The organism is Caballeronia sp. ATUFL_F2_KS9A (assembly GCF_023630765.1).
Lineage (GTDB): Bacteria > Pseudomonadota > Gammaproteobacteria > Burkholderiales > Burkholderiaceae > Caballeronia > Caballeronia zhejiangensis.
Genome location: NZ_JALQEK010000035.1, coordinates 1 through 18,349, shown reverse-complemented (window position 1 = coordinate 18,349; position 18,349 = coordinate 1). Strand labels below are relative to the sequence as shown.

The following is an 18,349-nucleotide window of genomic DNA, read 5'->3' as shown; positions in this document are numbered from 1 at the left end:
GGCGTTGCGGGGGTTGGGGGGGGGGCGTTTATTATTTGATAAAAACCGCCTGGAGCCGGGTTTTTTAAAAACAAAAAAAAAAAAGCCCCGGCCCCCAATTGGGGGCCCCCCCCCGCTTCAGAGTTCGCCCGAACGTCAGTCCAGGCGGCCCGCAGGATCAGCGATCCAGGAACGGACGCAGCTTGTCGGCGCGGCTTGGATGCATGAGCTTGCGCATCGCCTTGCTCTCGATCTGGCGAATGCGCTCGCGCGTCACATCGAACTGCTTGCCCAGTTCTTCAAGCGTATAGTCCGAAGCCGTGTCGATGCCAAAGCGCATGCGCAGCACCTTCGCCTCGCGCGGCGACAGCGCGTTGAGCGCATCGTCGATCGCGGCGCGCATGTTCGCGTGCACGGCGGCCTCTGCCGGAGAAGCAGCGCCCTGATCTTCGATCATGTCGCCAAGCGTTGCATCGGCATCTTCGCCGACCGGCGTTTCCAGCGACACCGGTTGCTTCGCGATCTTGAGAATGCCGCGGATCTTCTCTTCCGGCATTTCCATGCGCTCGGCCAGCACCGACGGATGCGCTTCCAGGCCCGTCTGCTGCAGGATCTCGCGCGAGATGCGGTTCAGTTTGTTGATCGTTTCGATCATGTGCACCGGCACGCGGATCGTGCGCGCCTGATCGGCGAGCGAACGCGTCACGGCCTGACGAACCCACCACGTCGCATACGTCGAGAACTTCCAGCCACGGCGATATTCGAACTTGTCCACCGCCTTCATCAGACCGATGTTGCCTTCCTGAATCAGATCCAGGAACTGCATGCCGCGATTGACGTACTTCTTCGCAATCGAGATGACGAGACGCAGGTTCGCTTCGATCATCTCGCGCTTGGCCTGACGCATCTTCAATTCGGCAGCCGTCATCTGACGGTTGATCTTCTTCAGTTGCTGCAGCGGCATCTCGACGACGCCTTCGATGTCGATGAGCTTCTGCTGCTCTGCCTGAATCGCCGGCAGGCTGCGCTCGAGCGACGCGCCGTATTGCTTCGAAGCCGCCGACGCACGTGCCGTCCATTCGAGATCGGTCTCGTGACCGACGAACGATTCGACGAACTTGTCGCGCGGCATGCCGCAACGATCCACCGCGATCTGCAACACGCGACGTTCGATGTCACGCACCTGCGCGACCTGCTGCTGAACGTTCGCGCACAGGCGGTCGATGGTCTTCGCCGTGAAGCGGATCGAACCGAGCTCGCGCTGGATTTCGGCTCGAGCCTTTTCGACAGCCTTCGCCGCAGCGGCACCCGAACCCTTAGGACTGCTCGCCTGTTCCGCCAGCTCGCGCACGCGTGCGAAGATCTCCAGACAGTCGGCCTTCAGTTGCTTCAGACGCGCTTCGTTCGATGCAGCGGAATCGCCAGCGCCATCGAGATCGTCGTCGTCGTCTTCGTCGCTGTCGGATTCGTCGGTATCCGTATCGATTTCGGCGGACTCGGTCGTATCGGAAGCCGACATGTCTTCATCTGCCGTGTCCTCTTCCTTCAGGCCATCGACCAGTTCGTCGATCTTCAGCTCGCCCGATTCGACTTGCGCCGCGTCCGCGAGAATCGTCGCGACCGTCGACGGGCACGCCGCGATCGCCTGAATCATCTCGTGCAGCCCGTCTTCGATGCGCTTCGCAATCGCGATTTCGCCGGCGCGCGTGAGCAGCTCGGTCGCGCCCATTTCACGCATGTACATGCGAACCGGGTCGGTCGTGCGGCCGAATTCGGAATCGACGGTCGACAGCGCGTTTTCCGCTTCTTCGTCCGATTGCTCGTCCGTCACCACGCTTGGGGCGTTGTCGCTCAGCAGCAGCGTTTCGGCGTCCGGCGCCTGCTCGTAGACCGCGACACCCATATCGTGGAACGTGCTGACGACGGTTTCCATCGCCGCCGTTTCAGCGAAGTTATCCGGAAGGTGGTCGTTGATCTCGGCGTGCGTGAGATAGCCGCGCTCCTTGCCCAACTGGATGAGCGCGCGCATCTGACGCTGACGCTCTTCATTCTGTTCGGCGGTCATCGCGACATCGGGCTGTATCGTGCCGGCCTGGCCCTTCCCTTTGTTCGCCCGCCGGCCCGGTGCCTTGCGCGCCGGCGCGACGATATCCAGCTCCGAATCTTCCCGATCAAAACTTGCCATACTTTCTCCTCGACAGGTTTGCTCGGCGACGACAGATCCCCGGGAGCGAGCGTAACGGCTCGCGATGATTTCGATGACAGCTTCGACCACGGACGGCTTGCTGAAAATCGCATCGAGCAAAGCACGCAAACCGCATCCAGACGCGGTGTTTGCGTTTTCCAATCGCCCATTCAGGCGCAACCTTAGAGTATATCAGCTTTTGCTGCGACGCAGCAGCCTAATTCAAAAAAGTTTCCGGGCGCGGTCTCACGTCGATTCATCTGATGTTTTGGCCGCCCGTTCAGCACGAACTCGTACCCGGTGAATCGCGAAAATTGGTTGATGGCGCCGCACGGAGCACCGCCTGCAAAAGCGAACTCAAAGGGGCGATAGCGGACTTGTCCTTCAGCATTGGTCGCGCCACGTCCCTTGGTTTCGCAGATGGGGTCCCGCCCACGCTCTTCAAGCGGAGAAGCGCTTTGATGTCGCTCAGGCGGGCTTCGGATTTGCGCTGGAGGTCGGTCGGGACTGCGGCTAGAGGCGTCGGGAAATCGACGTGAGAGCCGAAGCGATCTTTGTCGTCGAGCAGGATGTGACCTGCCTCAAAGGCCGCAACGAAATCTTTCTGCCATGTGCCCGCATGGACGCGCGGATGCGGCTCGTCGCGATGGCAGATGACGATGGAACGGGCGTCGTCGGAGACGCGGTAGCGGCGCAAGCCGTCACGGCTGACGAATGACCGGCCGGCCAAACCGCCTACAACTTCATCTGTGCGCGCAGAAGTCGTTCGCTCGATTTGCTGCTGCACGTGGGCTTCGCGCTGGCTTCGCGCCCGATAGGCGAAGTCGACCGGGACTCGCAGAAGGGTGCGAAGGTAGCTGATCGGATGCGTTGCGCGTTGCAAGGGTGCCCAACTTGCTTCGACGACATCGGAGAGAAGCTTGCCGTGGGCTTTCGCTTCTCGCATCAGTTTGAAGATCAGGAATTCACGAAATCCCAGAGGCACGAGGCGTTGCAGATCGGCGGGAAGTCGTCCTGGTTGTCTCTTTTGAGTATTAGGGAGTAGATCCTTATATATAGCACCGTCTGCCACGGTGACAGACGGATGGCCGTCAGAAAAGCCGGCTTGGGCGTCTGACGCGCTCTCCCGATGTTGAGCGGGCTGCGTAGTGGTCGCATCGGCTACGTCAACGAGTCCGAGCAAAGCGGCTGCCTTCTGCGTCAGGTGGATATATGCGCGACCAAACAGGCCGGCAGCGCCATAGCGGGTCTGAGGCGGCCGGATGATAAACCCGGCGCCCTCGAGGTCGTCCATGCTGCGATAGAAGGTCCGCATGGATTGCTGGGCCCGGCCCGTGAGCAGTTCGCGCCGCGCGAAGATGGGTGCGAACGGACGAGATGCGTCGACTGTGCGGGCCAAGGCGGCGAGCAGGGCACGCGCGCGTGCAGGTAGCGCCGTCGTGTGCGTGGCTCGATGAGCGGCCCGGAAAATGACCCAAGGCAGATTCGAACGATCACAAACGTACTCATCGAGAGCTTCTTGATCGGCTACCGCTGAAGACGGTTCAGAGTTTTTTGGGCGAGAAGGAGCCTCGCCTGCAACGGAAAGTTGCGCGATACGCATGTCAAGTACGTCCATTTCGAAAAATGGAAGACAAATGCTTGACTGCTAATCGCGTTCCGCTAAACTTCGAGTTGCGTACTCGTGACCCGATTGGCGTCGGGAAGCGGACCGGGCGATAAGCAGTTAAGCCCGATATTCAAAAGCCTTCGGTTGGCGCCGAAGGCTTTTGTCTTTGTGGAACTTGTTCGTTACATAGCACCCTCAGGTTTGCTACTACGCTAAGTCTCTGATTTGCAAAGAGGTTCTACTAGGTTCCGTGTCAACGACTTTCCGGTTCTCGTTAAGTCATTGATTTAAAAGAAAACTCTAGTAGAGCCTCAGTCTTGCTCCGATTCACTTAGTGTCTTGTTGATGAAGTCAGCAATGCGCTGTCCCCATTGCTCTGCGTCGCCCGCGTCCTTCTCGAAGAAACGAACTCCCACCACACCATTTCGCGTGGACACTTCGCAGACCTTCCTGCGGCCCGCTCGCACCACTGTTGCGCTTGGAGTCACTGCGCGCGGCTTTTCCGCGACGAGGGCGATCGCCTTGTCCTGCGTAAAATTCTCGTCTTCGACCAACCGTCGGACGGCTTCGACGACCTTTTCCGCCTTGCCGGCTTCTGTTAGCGCCGCGAGCTTTTGCGCGGCATTGCTGCCGAGTCGCTCTGGCTTTTCGGCGAGTGCGGCTTTGGCTGCCTCTGGAAGGGCGTCGAATGAGAAGATTCGCGTGACGTGACTCTTGCTCAATCCGGCGCTCTCAGAAATGTCCGTGCGCGAGAGTCCGCTCAATTCCTGCAATCGTTTGAAGTTCCAATACTTCTCGAAATCCGTAAGCGATGGCGATAGCAGGTTCGAGAAGAACGCCGCGAACTCGATTTCCCCTTCTTCGATCGACGCAACGTTGGCGCGTATCGTCGATCGTCCGAGTTCCCGGTATGCAGCGACGCGGTTATGTCCCGCAACGATCTCGTAACGAGCATCCGGCAAAGCGCGCACCAGAATAGGCGTGGCGAGCGCGTGTTGCGCGAGATTGCTCTTCAACTCCTGGAACTGCTCGGCCGTGAGTTTGCGACGCCGTCCGCTGACTTCCACGAGCGCATCGAGCGGCACTTCGAGCGCCGCTCGTTCCTCGAGTTGCGACTCAAGTTCTTTGATGCGCGCCTGCGCCGTATTGATGCGATGCTGCGCATCCATCAACCGACCGGGAGACGTACGCGGTTCCGTGCTGACTGGACGCGCTTGCGTTCCTTCTGTGGGCTTACTGCCGATGTTCGCTGTCTTGGCGAGGAGTCTGTCCCCGATGCCCATTTAATCCTCCGTCTGATTCCACGCGCGGGCGAACTGCGCGTCGAGATGCTCGGCGAGCCGGTCGAGCGGCTCTTTGAATCGGTTGTAAGCGGCCGTGCTGCCGTCCGGCTTCGACAAGTCATATACCGTCGACAATTGCGCCGACGCACCTTTTGGTACGGTCGACTCCGGAATCTCGAAAGGCAGGACGCGATCGCCGTATGCTTTCTGAAGCCAACCGCGCACAACACGAGACACGTCATCCGACTTGGCTTTAGTCAGAATCACATTCACGAAGTCGAAGCGCTTTTGCTCGAGCACGCCCGGCAGCTTCTTGGCGATGTCCGCAAAGAGATGCCAGAACTGTGTCGAGCTTGCGAAATCCAGCGCCTCGGGCGGGCAGGGCAGCAGAATCGCATCCGACGCGAGCAGCGCGTTGATGGTGAGATAGCTGAGCGCCGGAGGCGTGTCGATGACGACCGCGTCGTACTCTTCCGTCAGCGGCATGAGGCCTTTGCGGACGATTTCCCAAAATTCGAACGTGCTGTCGTTCAGCACCTTGGCGGGAATCTCGAACTCCGCATCGAAGAGCGATGACGAAGCCGGGATGAGATCCAAGTTATGCCAGTACGTTTCCTGCACTGCATAGTGCAACGTCTGCTGATCGCCGTAGATCAGCGGAAGAAGGGTCTGATCGTCCGAGATTTCGGCGTCGGGCGCCCATCCGCATAGCTGTGTCGTCGTGCCCTGCGGATCGCAGTCGATGACCAGCACTCTGCGGCCGAGCAGCGTCAGGGCCTGTGCGGCCGAGACGGCGGTTGTGGTCTTGGCGACGCCACCTTTGAAGTTCGCGACGGTCACGATGCGCCCGCGCTTGCCTTCAGGCCGGCGGGGGCGTTCTTTCGTCGCGCGGATCCATGTGAGCGCTTCTTCGAGCGTGAATTCCTTGCTGCGGCCCGCGCCCTTGGACGTGCCCGCTGGCAGCTCGCCCTTGGTCGTCAGGTACTGGAACCGCTGCTTGTCGATGCCGCAGAGCGACGCGACCTGCGCGCTCGTGAATGTTGGTGCGCTTTTGCGCGGATACGGCTCCAACATTGCATCGCGGATCTGATTGAGAATGTCAGTGGCTTGGGCGGCCACCCCCAAGAGCGTTTCGATCGAAACGGATTGATCGACTTCGGGAAGCCGAGCGCTTAGCATGGAATTCGCAGTCACTGGCGGGCCTGGGTAAGCAAATAATTCTTCGGTTTGTGGAAAACAAGCTGCAAACCGAAGAATAAACGGCGAACCGGTAAACCTCAAGTAAACTCTGAAGTACTTGATTGCCCGCAGCGGACATTTTTACAACGCTCGGCGCTCGTGTAAACGCGAAATTAGGACCGATCCGAAGGTTTACGCGTTAACGAGATGCCGCGAATCAACTTCTCGATGCCAAGGAAACGCCCCGCGTCTTCGTTTTCCAGATACAGAGCGGTGGTCGAAACATCGGAATGGCCGAGTCCGGCGCTGACCTCGCGCAGATCCGCGCCGTGTCCGAGCGCGTGCGTCGAATGTGTGTGGCGCAGCCAATGCGTACTCGCGCGAGTCAGGTGCCTGCCAGCGCCGGGCGCATGAGATTCCATCAATGCGGCCGCGTTCGAGAAAATCGTCTTGAACATTTTCCCAATGCCGTCGGGCGTCAATGACTGTCCGCCGCGCGCCTGAGCCAGTATTGGCGTGCCTTCGGCGCAATCCAACGGGCGCGGCAGTCCGCGCATCGCCAGGTTTTCGATGAGCGTTTCGACGACGATCGGCGGCAAAAGCACCGACCGCGTCGCGCCGCGGCCGCCATCGACGGCAAGCCGCCAGACCACGCCGTCCACGCCGGAAAGACGCCCGGCGCTGAGCGCGTCGGTGGTTGCGAATGCGAGTTCGGCCCGTCGCAGGCCCGTGGCGTACGCGAGAAGCAGCGCCAATTTGTCGCGATGCTCGGCGAACGAGTATTCGGTCCGTTCGACCGATTGCAACACGCATTTCCACTGCGTCAGATCGAGCGACCGCGTCGCCGAATCGAATACCGGCGGCGTTGCGACACGCGCAAATCCGGCAAACGGATTGGCCGCCAGATAACCTTCGCCGACGAGCCACTCGCACATGGCGCCCAATATCGACCGGGCCGTTTCGCGGCTGCGATCGGAAAGCGGGCCGGCAAAAGGGCGCCAGTCGGCAAAACAACGCTCAGGGCGACCCTTCGCGATCCAGCGCGCCGCCGGCTGCGGATCCGCGAGAAAAACACCGACGTACTCGGCGCAATCGGCTGCATCGAGAGACGAAATCGGCTTGCCTTTCTCGATCAACGCCCACAGCAGCAGGCGTTCCGCCTCCCGCCGATAGGCACGCCGCGTGTGCGTACTGTTTGACCGGGCCTCCAGCCAAGCGGTGATCGCGCGGATGTCCGTATCGAATCGCGGGTGCGCGTGCGCCCGATTCGACCCTTTCGATCCGTCGAGCGCCAGCGGAACCCGCAACGTTTCAAGAGGAGAAATGGCGATCGAGTCGCTTGCGTCGACGTCCGCGCTTTGCGTCGACACGACGTCTCCGGGCTGCCACTGGCGCCGAGGCACGAGCGCGGCCGGCGAAAGCGTGTGGCGGAGTGCCTCGGCGTGGAGTTGCAGCCAGTCGACCACGCGTTGCGCGCCTTTTGGACCGAGCCGTGGCACGGCCGTATACCACCGATGCCGTCGCCGCTCGATGAGTTCGATGACATCCGCGAGCGTCGAAAGTCCGGCGGCAGTCAATCGCGCGGCGACGGCCGGCTCGAACCAGCCATCGACCGGATGATCCGGACGTGGATCCTGTGCGAGCGACGCCTCCATGCGCGCGAGCGCGTCCGCCTGCCGGCGACGCAATCGGGCGTTACGCGCCGCGCGCCGATCGAGAGCAGGCGAGCTCTCGGGCGGATAAGCCTCCTCGTAAAGTGCGAGCAGTTCCGATTCGCCGTACACGCCGTCCGGATCGATTTTTTCGCGGAACGCGTCGAGCGGCGGGGCGACGGCGGCGGGCGGCGGCTCGAACAGCGGGATGCTGCCGGGACGAAGCCGCAGCAGGTGAGCCGCGTCCGTGTCCCGTGCGCGGCGTGCGAGAACGGAAAGCGTGTCGCGCAGCGCCTCGATCAGCCGTCGAGTCGAGCGTACATCGGCGCTGGAATCGCCATACGATGCATGCAACTGTGCTTCGGAAACGCCGTCGAGATAACCGCGATAAAGCGCGAAGTGTTGACGCGTGAGACGGCTCGGCGCATTCGCCTGCCCCGAGTTATCTGCGAAGCGCTCTCTGGAGCGTCCTGTGTCGGCTGGCATTTATCCTTACGTTTCAGTGATTTGGGCGGAGGTTAGCAACCGAGTTCGAATTTGACAAGAAAAATCGCTACATCTGATAAGTCCGATTATCAGACGCGAAGCACAGGGCTGCGGCATCTGTAACCAACGCCCGTCCGATGCGCTTGAATGTTCACTCGCCGCGGCGCATATTTTCACAACATCCACAGCAGGTTTCCGCAGGAGAAACGAGCCGATGCTTGATCCTGTACGCCCCGCTTCGAAACCGCCCGAGCAGGACGACGCGTTCCGCCCGAGCCTCCCCGAGGTGTACGCGTCGGTTCATGTGCCCGAAACCGGCCGATGGATTCGGCGCTTCCTCGCGTTCGCGGGTCCCGGCTACATGATTTCGGTCGGCTATATGGACCCGGGCAACTGGGCAACCGACATCGCTGGCGGCTCGCGCTTCGGCTACACCTTGCTCGCCGTCATCCTGTTGTCGAACCTGATGGCGATTCTGCTTCAGGCGCTCGCCGTCCGACTGGGCGTCGCGACCGGGCGCGATCTGGCGCAAGCCTGCCGCGATCATTATCCGAAGCCGGTGAACTTCGCCCTGTGGCTCGCCTGCGAAGCGGCGATCGTCGCGTGCGATCTGGCCGAAGTGATCGGCACCGCGATCGCGCTGCAACTGCTCTTCGGCATCCCGCTGATCGCGGGCGCGCTCCTGACCGCGCTCGATGCCTTCCTTCTGCTGCTTCTCATCAACAAAGGCTTCCGTCTGCTGGAAGCCTTCGTCATCGCGCTTCTGGTCGTGATTGCAAGCTGCTTCGCGTTGCAGATCGCCGCTGCCGCGCCGCCGTTCGCCGAAGTCCTGCGCGGCTTCATCCCGTCGCCGCGCATCGTCGCCGATCGCGAAATGCTGTATGTCGCCATCGGCATCCTCGGCGCGACGGTCATGCCGCACAACCTTTACCTGCATTCGTCGATCGTGCAGACGCGCGCGTATGGCAAGTCCATCGCGGCCCGGCGCGCTGCGATTCGCTGGGCGACGATTGACAGCACCATCGCGCTGACGCTCGCGCTTTTCATCAACGCGGCGATCCTGATCGTCGCCGCCGCGGTGTTTCACGCGAACGGTCATGACGAGGTCGCGGAAATCGGCGATGCGTTCCGCCTGCTTTCGCCGCTCCTCGGCTTGAGCATCGCATCGACGCTCTTCGCGGTGGCATTGCTCGCGTCGGGCCTGAACTCGACCGTGACCGCGACGCTCGCCGGCCAGATCGTGATGGAAGGTTTTCTGCGCCTGCGCATACCGAACTGGGCGCGGCGTCTCATCACGCGCGCGATCGCCATCGTTCCCGTGATCGTCGTGACGGCGATCTACGGCGAAAAGGGCACCGGCCAGTTGCTCGTGCTGAGCCAGGTCATTTTGTCGATGCAACTGCCATTCGCCGTCATTCCGCTGGTGCGCTTCGTATCGGACCGGCGAAAAATGGGCGTCTTCGCGATTTCGCGCTGGACGAGCGCGCTGGCGTGGCTCGTCGCGGCCGTGATCGTCGCGCTCAACGTGAAGCTGCTAGCGGACACGCTGACGTCGTAAGCGCAAGAACAACTTCTATATATAAGGAGACGCAGATATGAGCGGCAGCTTCATCGACATCACGCTTCGCGACGGCACGATCATTCCGGCTTACGTCACGCAGCCCGCGAAAGGTTCGGGACCGGGCATCGTGTTGCTGCACGACGCGGCCGGCCTCGACGAATTCGTCATGCGCTCCGCCGATCTGTACGCCGAAGAAGGGTACGTCGTGATCGCGCCGCAACTTCCCGGGCACGATCCGCGACCCGGCGGTATCGCCGCGGACAATTTCGCGGCGCTCGTCGATGCCCTGCGCGCGTTGCCGCAGCACGCCGGCAAAGTGGGCGTGATCGGGTACGGGCGCGGCGGCCGCTTCGCGACGCGCATCGCCGCGCAGGCCGACGTCGATTGCGCCGCCTGCTACTACGCGGACGATTTCAGCGCCTGTCTCGCCGATATCCCGACGATCCGCTGCCCGATGGTCTTCCACTTCGCCGAGCGCGCGGCGCACGATGCGCGCGAAGTCGAGTCGGCGCTCACGGGCAGACCGCACATCGAACGCTATGTTTATCCGGGCGCGTCGGCGGGCTTCATCGTTTCGGATTCCGCGCACTACGACAAACCCGCCGCGCTGATGGCGTACTCACGCACGCTTTCGATGTTGCGCAAGGTGCTCGGTCCGCACTTCGATCTGAATCACTTGTGGGAGCAGCACTGCTATTTCGAATTCGCCACGCGCGACGTCGACGCCGTCATGCCGACGATGGTCGCCGAGCCATACGTGAACCACGTCCCGACGATGACAGGCGGCGTTGGGCACGATCAGTTGAAGCGTTTCTATCGATATCACTTCGTCCACTCGAATCCCGCCGATACGAAGCTGATTCCGGTATCGCGCACGATCGGCGCGGATCGCGTCGTCGACGAATTCGTGTTCTGTGCGACGCATAGTTGCGAAATCGACTGGCTGCTGCCCGGCCTCGCGCCGACGGGAAAATACTTCGAGGTTCCGATGCTAGCCGTTATCCGCTTTCGCGGCGACAAGCTCTACAACGAGCATATCTACTGGGATCAGGCTTCCGTGCTGGTGCAGATCGGCGTGCTGAACCCCGAAGGGCTGCCGGTCGCGGGCCGGCGAACGGCCGAAAAGCTGATCGACGAAACATTGCCGAGCAACGCGTTGATGCCCAATTGGGCATCGAGCGAGGGCAAGCCCATCTGAAGCGGCAAGCGATCAAGCGGACATTGCTGACGCGCAATGCGTGGACTACTCTGAGCAAAAACGTTGACGAGAAGCAGCAATCAGCGGGCCGATCATCGTCGCAACGATGCGAAGCACTGCTGATAAAAATGAAATCGTCAGCGGAGCCGGAGAACCCATGCGCCGCTTTTCGCTTCCGATGCGATCGACGCCGCTCGCTCATGCGTTATCGCTTGCGTTCGGCGTGTCCTGTCTCGTTCGCGTGGCGCCCGCTGTCGCCGGGTGCGACAGGACTGCGCCGCAGTCCAATCAGACCGCGACTTGCGATACACGCTCGCCCAATCCTTCGAACGTATCGGTCATCGCGGTGCCGGGCAGCGTCAACGTGACGATCAATGTGTTGACGGGCGTCGAACTCGACATTGCCGGCAACGGGCTATTCGTGCGCAACACCAGCACGGCGACCAACGAGGGCACGTTGCAAATCACAGGTGACGGTTCCGACGCCATGACGTCGCAAAGCGCGACGACCGGGCGCAACACGCTCGTCAATCGCGGCGCGATCTTCACGGTCGGCACGAATTCGGAAGCGATGTTCAACAACGCCGCCGCCGTCACGATGCGCAACGAGGCAGGCGGCACGCTCACGACGAGCGGTGCAAGCGCTTCGGCGATGAACGACTTCGCCAGTCCGGGCGGCGGCACGTTGGTCAACGATGGCGCGATCGCGACGAGCGGGGCGGGTTCTCATGGCATGGCGGCGCGAACCAGCGGCGACACGCTCGTGAACAATGGTGCCATCACGACGACCGGCGCGAGCGCAAACGGCATGTTCGTGGCCGGTACACCGGGCCAGAACGTCGTGACCAACAACGGCACCATCGACGTGTCGGGCAACAACGCGTCCGGCATCGTTTCGCAGGATGCGACGCCCGGCGCGATCACCAACACAGGATCGATCGTCGCGCGTGGCGCGGGCGGGGCGGGCGTGTCGCTCGCGAATGCGGCGTCCGTCACGAATGCGGCGGGCGCGAGCATCGTCAGCCAGCAGGCGGGCGGCATCGTCGCGAATCGGGGCGGCGCGATCGACAACGCCGGCACGATTCAGGGCGCGACCGGCGTGACGATTGCCAATGGCGCAGAAACGATCGGCAACAGCGGCGCGATTCGCGGCACGAGCGCGGAGGCGATTGCCGCGACCGGCAAGATCAACGTGTCGATCATCAATAGCGGGACCATTGCGGGAGGCGCGGGCGTCGCCGTACGCACCGATACCGGCAACGATACTTTCGACATGAACGGCGGCGTCGTCACCGGACAGATTCGCCAGGGCGACGGCGCCGACACCGCCACGATGACAGGCGGACAGATCGATTCCATCGATCAGGGCGACGGGCGCGACACGTTCTCGATATCGGGCGGGCGCGTGCTTGGCACGCTCGCGAACGGCGACGTCGTGAAGATCACTGGCGGGCGCCTCGCAACGGTGGATTTGAATGTCGGGAACAACGTGTTCGACATGTCGGGCGGACAGGTCGACGGCAACGTGACCGCCGCGCAGAACGACGACACGTTCACGCTGTCGGGCGGGACGATCGGCGGACGCGTCGATCTCGGCAGCGGCACGAACTCGCTGGCGATCGCGGGCGGCTCGATCGGGCAAGGAGTGACGACGACTTTCGGCGTCGATACGCTGACCTGGAGCGGCGGCACGATCGCCGGGCCGGTGTCGCTCGGCGCGGGCAACGATTCGGCGGTGATCCGCAATCTGAACGACGCGACGCTCGCCGCGACCACGAGCTTCGATGGCGGTGCGGGCACCGATTCGCTCACGTTCGACAACGTGCAGGCAAGCGGCCTCGCGCGCTTTTCGAATTGGGAGACGGTGAACGCGTCGAACAATACGCAACTCACATTCGACGCGAAAGGTCTGACGCTCGGCGATGCCGCGACCGGAACCGGCGCGCTCAATCTCGACGCGACGAGCACGATTTTCGCGGGCGGCATCGGACGCACGTCGATACAGCCGGCGATCGCGGGGCGACTTGTCGCGCTGAACAACGCGGGCACGATCGATCTGACGAACGGCGGTTCGAGCACGAGCGATGCGTTCGTGGTGAACGGCAACTACACCGGCAACGACGGACGGCTTCTCGTGCAGAGCGTGCTCGGCGCGGACGGCGCGCCGAGCGACCGGCTCGTGATCGCACAAGGCGCGGGTGCGGGAACGACGTCGATCGGCGTGACGAATGTCGGCGGCATCGGCGGGCTGACGGTGAACGACGGCATTCTGGTCGTGCAGGCGACGAACGGGGCGACGACGTCGGCGGGGGCGTTTTCGCTCGCACATCCGCTGGAGGTGGGCGCTTACAGGTATTTCCTGTTCAAGGGCGGTGTGAGTGACGGAACGGCGGACAACTGGTATCTGCGTTCGAGCGTGCCGCCCGCGCCTGATGTGCCTGCGCCTGTGCCTGTGCCGACGCCGACGCCGACGCCTGCACCGGTTCCAACGCCAACGCCGACACCAACGCCGACGCCGACGCCGGTGCCTGCACCGGTTCCAACGCCGACGCCAACACCAACGCCGACGCCAACGCCAACGCCAACGCCAACGCCAACGCCAACGCCGACGCCAACACCAACGCCGACGCCAACACCAACACCAACGCCAACGCCAACGCCAACGCCAACGCCAACGCCAACGCCAACGCCAACGCCAACGCCAACGCCGACGCCGACGCCGACGCCAACGCCGACGCCGACGCCAACGCCAACGCCAACGCCGACGCCGCCGCCCCCACCAACACTGACGCCGGCTCCGACGCCCACGCCCACGCCAAGTCCAACACCGACGCCAACGCCAGCGCCAGCGCCAACGCCCGAACCCATACCAACCGCCGCCGCGGGCACACCACCGCTGCCGCCGCCACCGCCGCCCGGCGCGGCGCCGATCCCGCTCTATCGGATGGAAGTGCCCGTCTACGCAGAGCTGTCGCCGATCGTCCGCGAACTCGCGATCCAGCAGATCGGCACATTCCACGAACGTCAGGGCGAGCAGTCGCTGCTGACGGAAACCGGCGCGCTGCCCGCCGCGTGGTCGCGCGTTTGGGGCGGCCACGCGACCCAGCACAACAGCGGCGCGGCCGATCCCGAATTCAGCGGCGGCATCGGCGGCCTGCAGGTCGGCCACGATATCCATGCCGATGCGACGCCGGCCGGTCATCGAAATCACTACGGCTTCTTCCTCGGCTTCGCGCGCGCGAGCGGCGACGTCGACGGTTTTGCACTCGGCTTTCCGAACTCGAGCGTCGGCCACCTGTCGATCAACGCGTACAGCGCGGGGCTGTACTGGACGCACATCGGCCCGGGCGGCTGGTACACCGACGCCGTGCTGCTCGGCAGTTCGCTCACCGCCGATCCGCAATCGAACCGCGGCGTCGGCGCGACGACGCACGGCAGCGCGTTCGCCGCATCGGTCGAAGCGGGTCTGCCGATTCCGCTATCCGCCCGCCTCGCGATCGAACCGCAAGCGCAACTCATCTGGCAACACGCGAATCTCCACGACATCGACGACGGCATTTCGTCCGTGTCCTTCGACCAAGCGAGCGGCTTCATCGGCCGGCTCGGCGTGCGCCTCTACGGTCATTTCGATGCGGCCCGCACGACCTTCGAGCCGTATGTGACCGCGAACCTGTGGCGCTACTTCGGCGCGACGGACACCACGACGTTCGCGGGCACGACCGTCATTCCGACGAACGTCTCCGCGACGACCGCGCAATTCGGCGCGGGCATCGTCGCGAAAGTGAGCGCGCGCGGCAGTCTCTTCGCGAACCTCGTCTATTCGACGAACATCGGCGGTTCGTATCGCGACTCCATCGGCGGAGGATTGGGCGTGCGCTGGAAGTGGTGACGCGTTGCATACTGTGGTCACGCGAAAAAACAGGAGACGAGCATGACCGCTGCGCCGCATTGCCCATTCCACGTCAAAGCACCGAACGGCTGCCCGATCAGCGCGGGCGCGGCCGAGTTCGATCCGTTCGGCGACGGCTATCAGCAAGACCCGCCCGAATACGTGCGATGGGCGCGCGAACAGGAACCGGTGTTCTACAGCCCGAAGCTCGGCTATTGGGTCGTCACGCGCTACGACGACATCAAGGCGATTTTCCGCGACAACATCACGTTCAGTCCGTCGATCGCGCTCGAGAAAATCACGCCGACCGGCCCGGAAGCGAACGCGGTGCTCGCGTCCTACGGATTCGCGCTGAACCGCACGCTCGTCAACGAGGACGAGCCCGCGCACATGCCGCGCCGCCGCGCGCTGATGGATCCGTTCACGCCAGAAGCGCTCGCGCATCACGAGCCGATGGTGCGTGCGCTCGCGCGCGAGTACGTCGATCGCTTCATCGACGATGGCCGCGCCGATCTCGTCGATCAGATGTTGTGGGAAGTGCCGCTCACCGTCGCGCTGCATTTTCTTGGCGTGCCCGAAGAAGACATGGACACGCTGCGCCGCTATTCGATTGCGCACACGGTCAACACATGGGGACGGCCGAAGCCCGAGGAACAGGTCGAAGTCGCGCACGCGGTCGGCAAGTTCTGGCAATACGCGGGCAAGGTGCTCGACAAGATGCGCGAAGATCCGTCCGGTCCCGGCTGGATGCAATACGGCATCCGCAAGCAGAAGGAGCTGCCCGAAGTCGTCACCGACTCTTATCTGCATTCGATGATGATGGCGGGCATCGTCGCCGCGCACGAGACGACGGCCAACGCGACCGCGAACGCGATGAAACTGCTGCTGCAACACCCCGACGCCTGGCGCGACATCTGCGACGACCCGAGCCTGATTCCCAACGCAGTCGAAGAGTGCTTGCGGCATAACGGCTCGGTCGCTGCATGGCGACGGCTCGCGACGAAGGACGTGACGATCGGCGGCATCGAGATCGCGGCGGGATCGAAGCTGTTGATCGTGACGTCGTCGGCGAATCACGATCAACATCAGTTCGCCGACGCCGATCTTTTCGACATCCGCCGCGAAAACGCCAGCGATCAGCTGACGTTCGGCTATGGCGCGCATCAGTGCATGGGCAAGAATCTCGCGCGCATGGAGATGCAGGTTTTTCTCGACGAGCTCACGCGCCGTCTGCCGCACATGCGCCTCGCCGAACAACGCTTCACGTATGTGCCGAACACGTCGTTTCGCGGGCCGGAGCATCTATATGTGGAATGGGATCCGGCGATGAATCCCGAGCGCGCCGATTCATCGGTGCGCGAGCCGCGCGCGGTCGTGCGGATCGGCGAGCCGTCGTCGCATGCGGTGAGCCGCGCGGTGATCGTCGATTCGGTCGAGACATGCGCGGATCGCATCGTGCGCGTGCGGCTCGTGTCGGCGAACGGACGCGATCTGCCGCGCTGGACGGCGGGCTCGCATATCGATGTCGTGTGCGGCGAGACCGGCATCTCGCGCCAGTATTCGCTGTGCGGCGATCCCGCCGACGCCCGCGCGTTCGAAATCGCCGTGCTGCGCGAGAGCGAGAGCCGTGGCGGTTCGGCGTGGGTGCACGAGAACGTGAAGCCCGGCGCGCACTGGCGCATTCGCGGCCCGCGCAATCACTTTCGTCTCGACGAGACCGCCAAGAAGCTCGTGCTGATCGCGGGCGGCATCGGCATTACGCCGATCAGCTCCATGGCGCGTCGCGCGCGTTCGCTCGGCATCGACTACGAAGTGCACTACAGCGGACGCTCGCGCGCGTCCATGGCCCTTCTCGATGAAATGCGCGCGCTGCACGGCGAGCGTCTGCGCGCGTACGTCTCGGAAGAGGGTGTGCGCAACGACTTCGCCGCGCTCGCCGTGGAGGAGGGCACGCGCGTTTATGCGTGCGGCCCGGCGCGGATGCTCGACGCGCTCGCCGACGCGAGCGCGTCGTGGCCCGAAGACGCGCTTCGAATCGAGCATTTCGAATCGAAGCTCGGCACGCTCGATCCGGAAAAGGAACGCGCGTTCGAAGTCGAACTGAAGGATTCCGGCCTCGTCCTGACCGTCCCGGCCGATCAGACACTGCTCACGACGCTCAGACGCGCGAACGTCGATGTTCAGAGCGACTGCGAAGAAGGGCTGTGCGGATCGTGCGAGGTGCGCGTGCTGGAAGGCGAGATCGATCACCGCGACGTGGTGCTGACCCGGGGCGAACGCCAGTCGAACAATCGCATGATGACGTGCTGTTCGCGCGCAAAGGGCAAAAGGCTCGTTCTGGCGCTGTGAAGGTTTGGCCGAACGTCGGGCGGCTTTTGCTGCCGTCCGGCACAATTACTTTTTGTTGACGGATGTCAAAATGCCGCAGCAATTGGCAATCGATTAATGGCTCGCACTTTCATCATGGCGTCATATGTGTCCGAATAACCACGTCGATTAAAGATCGAATGGTTATACCCAGTAGTTAATTCGAATATAACGTTAAAGACGGCGCAAACCTTTTCGATGTAGCGCATGCTTCAATGCCGGGCTTAGGTATTACCGAATTACCTGAATTCGCGCAAAGTGATCATACAACCGCGCAATTTTCACCGTAATATAGGATGATTATTGAACGTGCGTTCGAGTAATTCGCGAATTTCTTACATGAAAGATAAGCGGTTTTTCCGCGATCTAGGGTTTTTACCTACTAATATGAAAATTTTTACGCATGTTTTGCGTTTAGAATTGTTACTAATTTGGTGCGTCGCACAAGCACGCACGACCGAATAACTTCCGATAAACCTTGCTGCACGACTGCGCGAAATTCGCGCGGTGGAATTGCGTCTGCGCGATTTGCGCGGCAAGGCGAAAGAGAAGGGCGGTGCTGAACCTGAGAGATTTTATTAAAGGCCCATATAAATGGACCACGCAATTGGCTGCACGTTTGCCGCATCCCGTTCGGGATTTTCTATGCGGAAGAGACCGCGTCCTTCAGGCGAGGTCATCCCGCAGTCGGCGCGACGCCCTTTGAAAGTCGCTCGCTCAAGCATCGGACGGTCGGACATCGCTCCGCAATCGACGCTGCGCATCAATCGCCCGGGTTCGAATCGAACTCACCGAATCCATTCGTAATGGATGCGTTTCCGTATCGCGTGCATCGCTTCGCAAACGGAAGTCCGTTGACGCTTTCGCAGTTTCACGAGGATAGAAAATGACTGACGTAGTGATCGTATCGGCCGCGCGTACGGCGGTAGGCAAATTCGGCGGCTCGCTCGCGAAAATCGCG

10 protein-coding genes are annotated in these 18,349 nt (G+C 62.4%); 4 read left to right on the top strand and 6 right to left on the bottom strand.

Annotation, left to right across the window (positions count from 1 at the left end; genetic code table 11):
* Positions 1-157 precede the first annotated feature (157 nt).
* The 5 genes from rpoD to NCS67_RS24210 all read right to left on the bottom strand — a co-directional run bounded on the left by rpoD (position 158) and on the right by NCS67_RS24210 (position 8,019).
* The gene (gene rpoD, locus NCS67_RS24230) at positions 158-2,164 is read right to left on the bottom strand and encodes an RNA polymerase sigma factor RpoD (protein ID WP_175982090.1); all 2,007 of its coding nucleotides are present in this window, start codon (positions 2,162-2,164) and stop codon (positions 158-160) included.
* 280 nt (positions 2,165-2,444) lie between these two features.
* Entirely contained in the window at positions 2,445-3,767 is a 1,323-nt protein-coding gene (locus tag NCS67_RS24225) for a replication protein O (protein WP_250436959.1), read from the bottom strand.
* 317 nt (positions 3,768-4,084) lie between these two features.
* On the bottom strand, positions 4,085-5,056 hold the full coding sequence (locus NCS67_RS24220) for a ParB/RepB/Spo0J family partition protein (protein ID WP_250436957.1): 972 nt from the start codon (positions 5,054-5,056) through the stop codon (positions 4,085-4,087).
* Complete coding sequence (locus NCS67_RS24215) at positions 5,057-6,235, bottom strand: ParA family protein (RefSeq protein WP_008347131.1); 1,179 nt, start codon at positions 6,233-6,235, stop codon at positions 5,057-5,059.
* A gap of 173 nt (positions 6,236-6,408) precedes the next feature.
* Positions 6,409-8,019, bottom strand: coding sequence for a site-specific integrase (locus NCS67_RS24210; RefSeq protein ID WP_250436955.1), 1,611 nt, complete (start codon positions 8,017-8,019; stop codon positions 6,409-6,411).
* A 568-nt stretch (positions 8,020-8,587) separates the two neighbouring features.
* Between NCS67_RS24210 and NCS67_RS24205 the strand changes: the two genes are divergently transcribed.
* The 4 genes from NCS67_RS24205 to NCS67_RS24190 all read left to right on the top strand — a co-directional run bounded on the left by NCS67_RS24205 (position 8,588) and on the right by NCS67_RS24190 (position 17,370).
* Positions 8,588-9,931 (top strand): Nramp family divalent metal transporter, encoded by a 1,344-nt coding sequence (locus tag NCS67_RS24205; protein ID WP_175982093.1) that lies wholly within the window; start codon positions 8,588-8,590, stop codon positions 9,929-9,931.
* 37 nt (positions 9,932-9,968) lie between these two features.
* On the top strand, positions 9,969-11,132 hold the full coding sequence (locus tag NCS67_RS24200) for an alpha/beta fold hydrolase (protein WP_250436953.1): 1,164 nt from the start codon (positions 9,969-9,971) through the stop codon (positions 11,130-11,132).
* Between the two features lie 157 nt (positions 11,133-11,289).
* Positions 11,290-15,021 carry an autotransporter outer membrane beta-barrel domain-containing protein gene (locus tag NCS67_RS24195; protein ID WP_250436951.1) on the top strand — a complete coding sequence of 1,244 codons (3,732 nt, stop codon included), beginning with the start codon at positions 11,290-11,292 and terminating at the stop codon, positions 15,019-15,021.
* A 42-nt stretch (positions 15,022-15,063) separates the two neighbouring features.
* The gene (locus NCS67_RS24190) at positions 15,064-17,370 is read left to right on the top strand and encodes a cytochrome P450/oxidoreductase (protein ID WP_250436949.1); all 2,307 of its coding nucleotides are present in this window, start codon (positions 15,064-15,066) and stop codon (positions 17,368-17,370) included.
* A 735-nt stretch (positions 17,371-18,105) separates the two neighbouring features.
* Here the strand turns inward: NCS67_RS24190 and NCS67_RS24185 are convergent.
* The coding region (locus NCS67_RS24185) for a hypothetical protein (RefSeq protein ID WP_250436947.1) at positions 18,106-18,349 on the bottom strand (244 nt) is incomplete at its 5' end.

Bases quoted from the DNA above. Each gene is read 5' to 3' on its own strand.
- NCS67_RS24205 (WP_175982093.1), top strand. From the start codon at position 8,588: ATGCTTGATCCTGTACGCCCCGCTTCGAAACCGCCCGAGCAGGACGAC.
- NCS67_RS24220 (WP_250436957.1), bottom strand. From the start codon at position 5,056: ATGGGCATCGGGGACAGACTCCTCGCCAAGACAGCGAACATCGGCAGT.
- rpoD (WP_175982090.1), bottom strand. From the start codon at position 2,164: ATGGCAAGTTTTGATCGGGAAGATTCGGAGCTGGATATCGTCGCGCCG.
- NCS67_RS24215 (WP_008347131.1), bottom strand. From the start codon at position 6,235: ATGCTAAGCGCTCGGCTTCCCGAAGTCGATCAATCCGTTTCGATCGAA.
- NCS67_RS24195 (WP_250436951.1), top strand. From the start codon at position 11,290: ATGCGCCGCTTTTCGCTTCCGATGCGATCGACGCCGCTCGCTCATGCG.
- NCS67_RS24225 (WP_250436959.1), bottom strand. From the start codon at position 3,767: ATGCGTATCGCGCAACTTTCCGTTGCAGGCGAGGCTCCTTCTCGCCCA.
- NCS67_RS24200 (WP_250436953.1), top strand. From the start codon at position 9,969: ATGAGCGGCAGCTTCATCGACATCACGCTTCGCGACGGCACGATCATT.
- NCS67_RS24190 (WP_250436949.1), top strand. From the start codon at position 15,064: ATGACCGCTGCGCCGCATTGCCCATTCCACGTCAAAGCACCGAACGGC.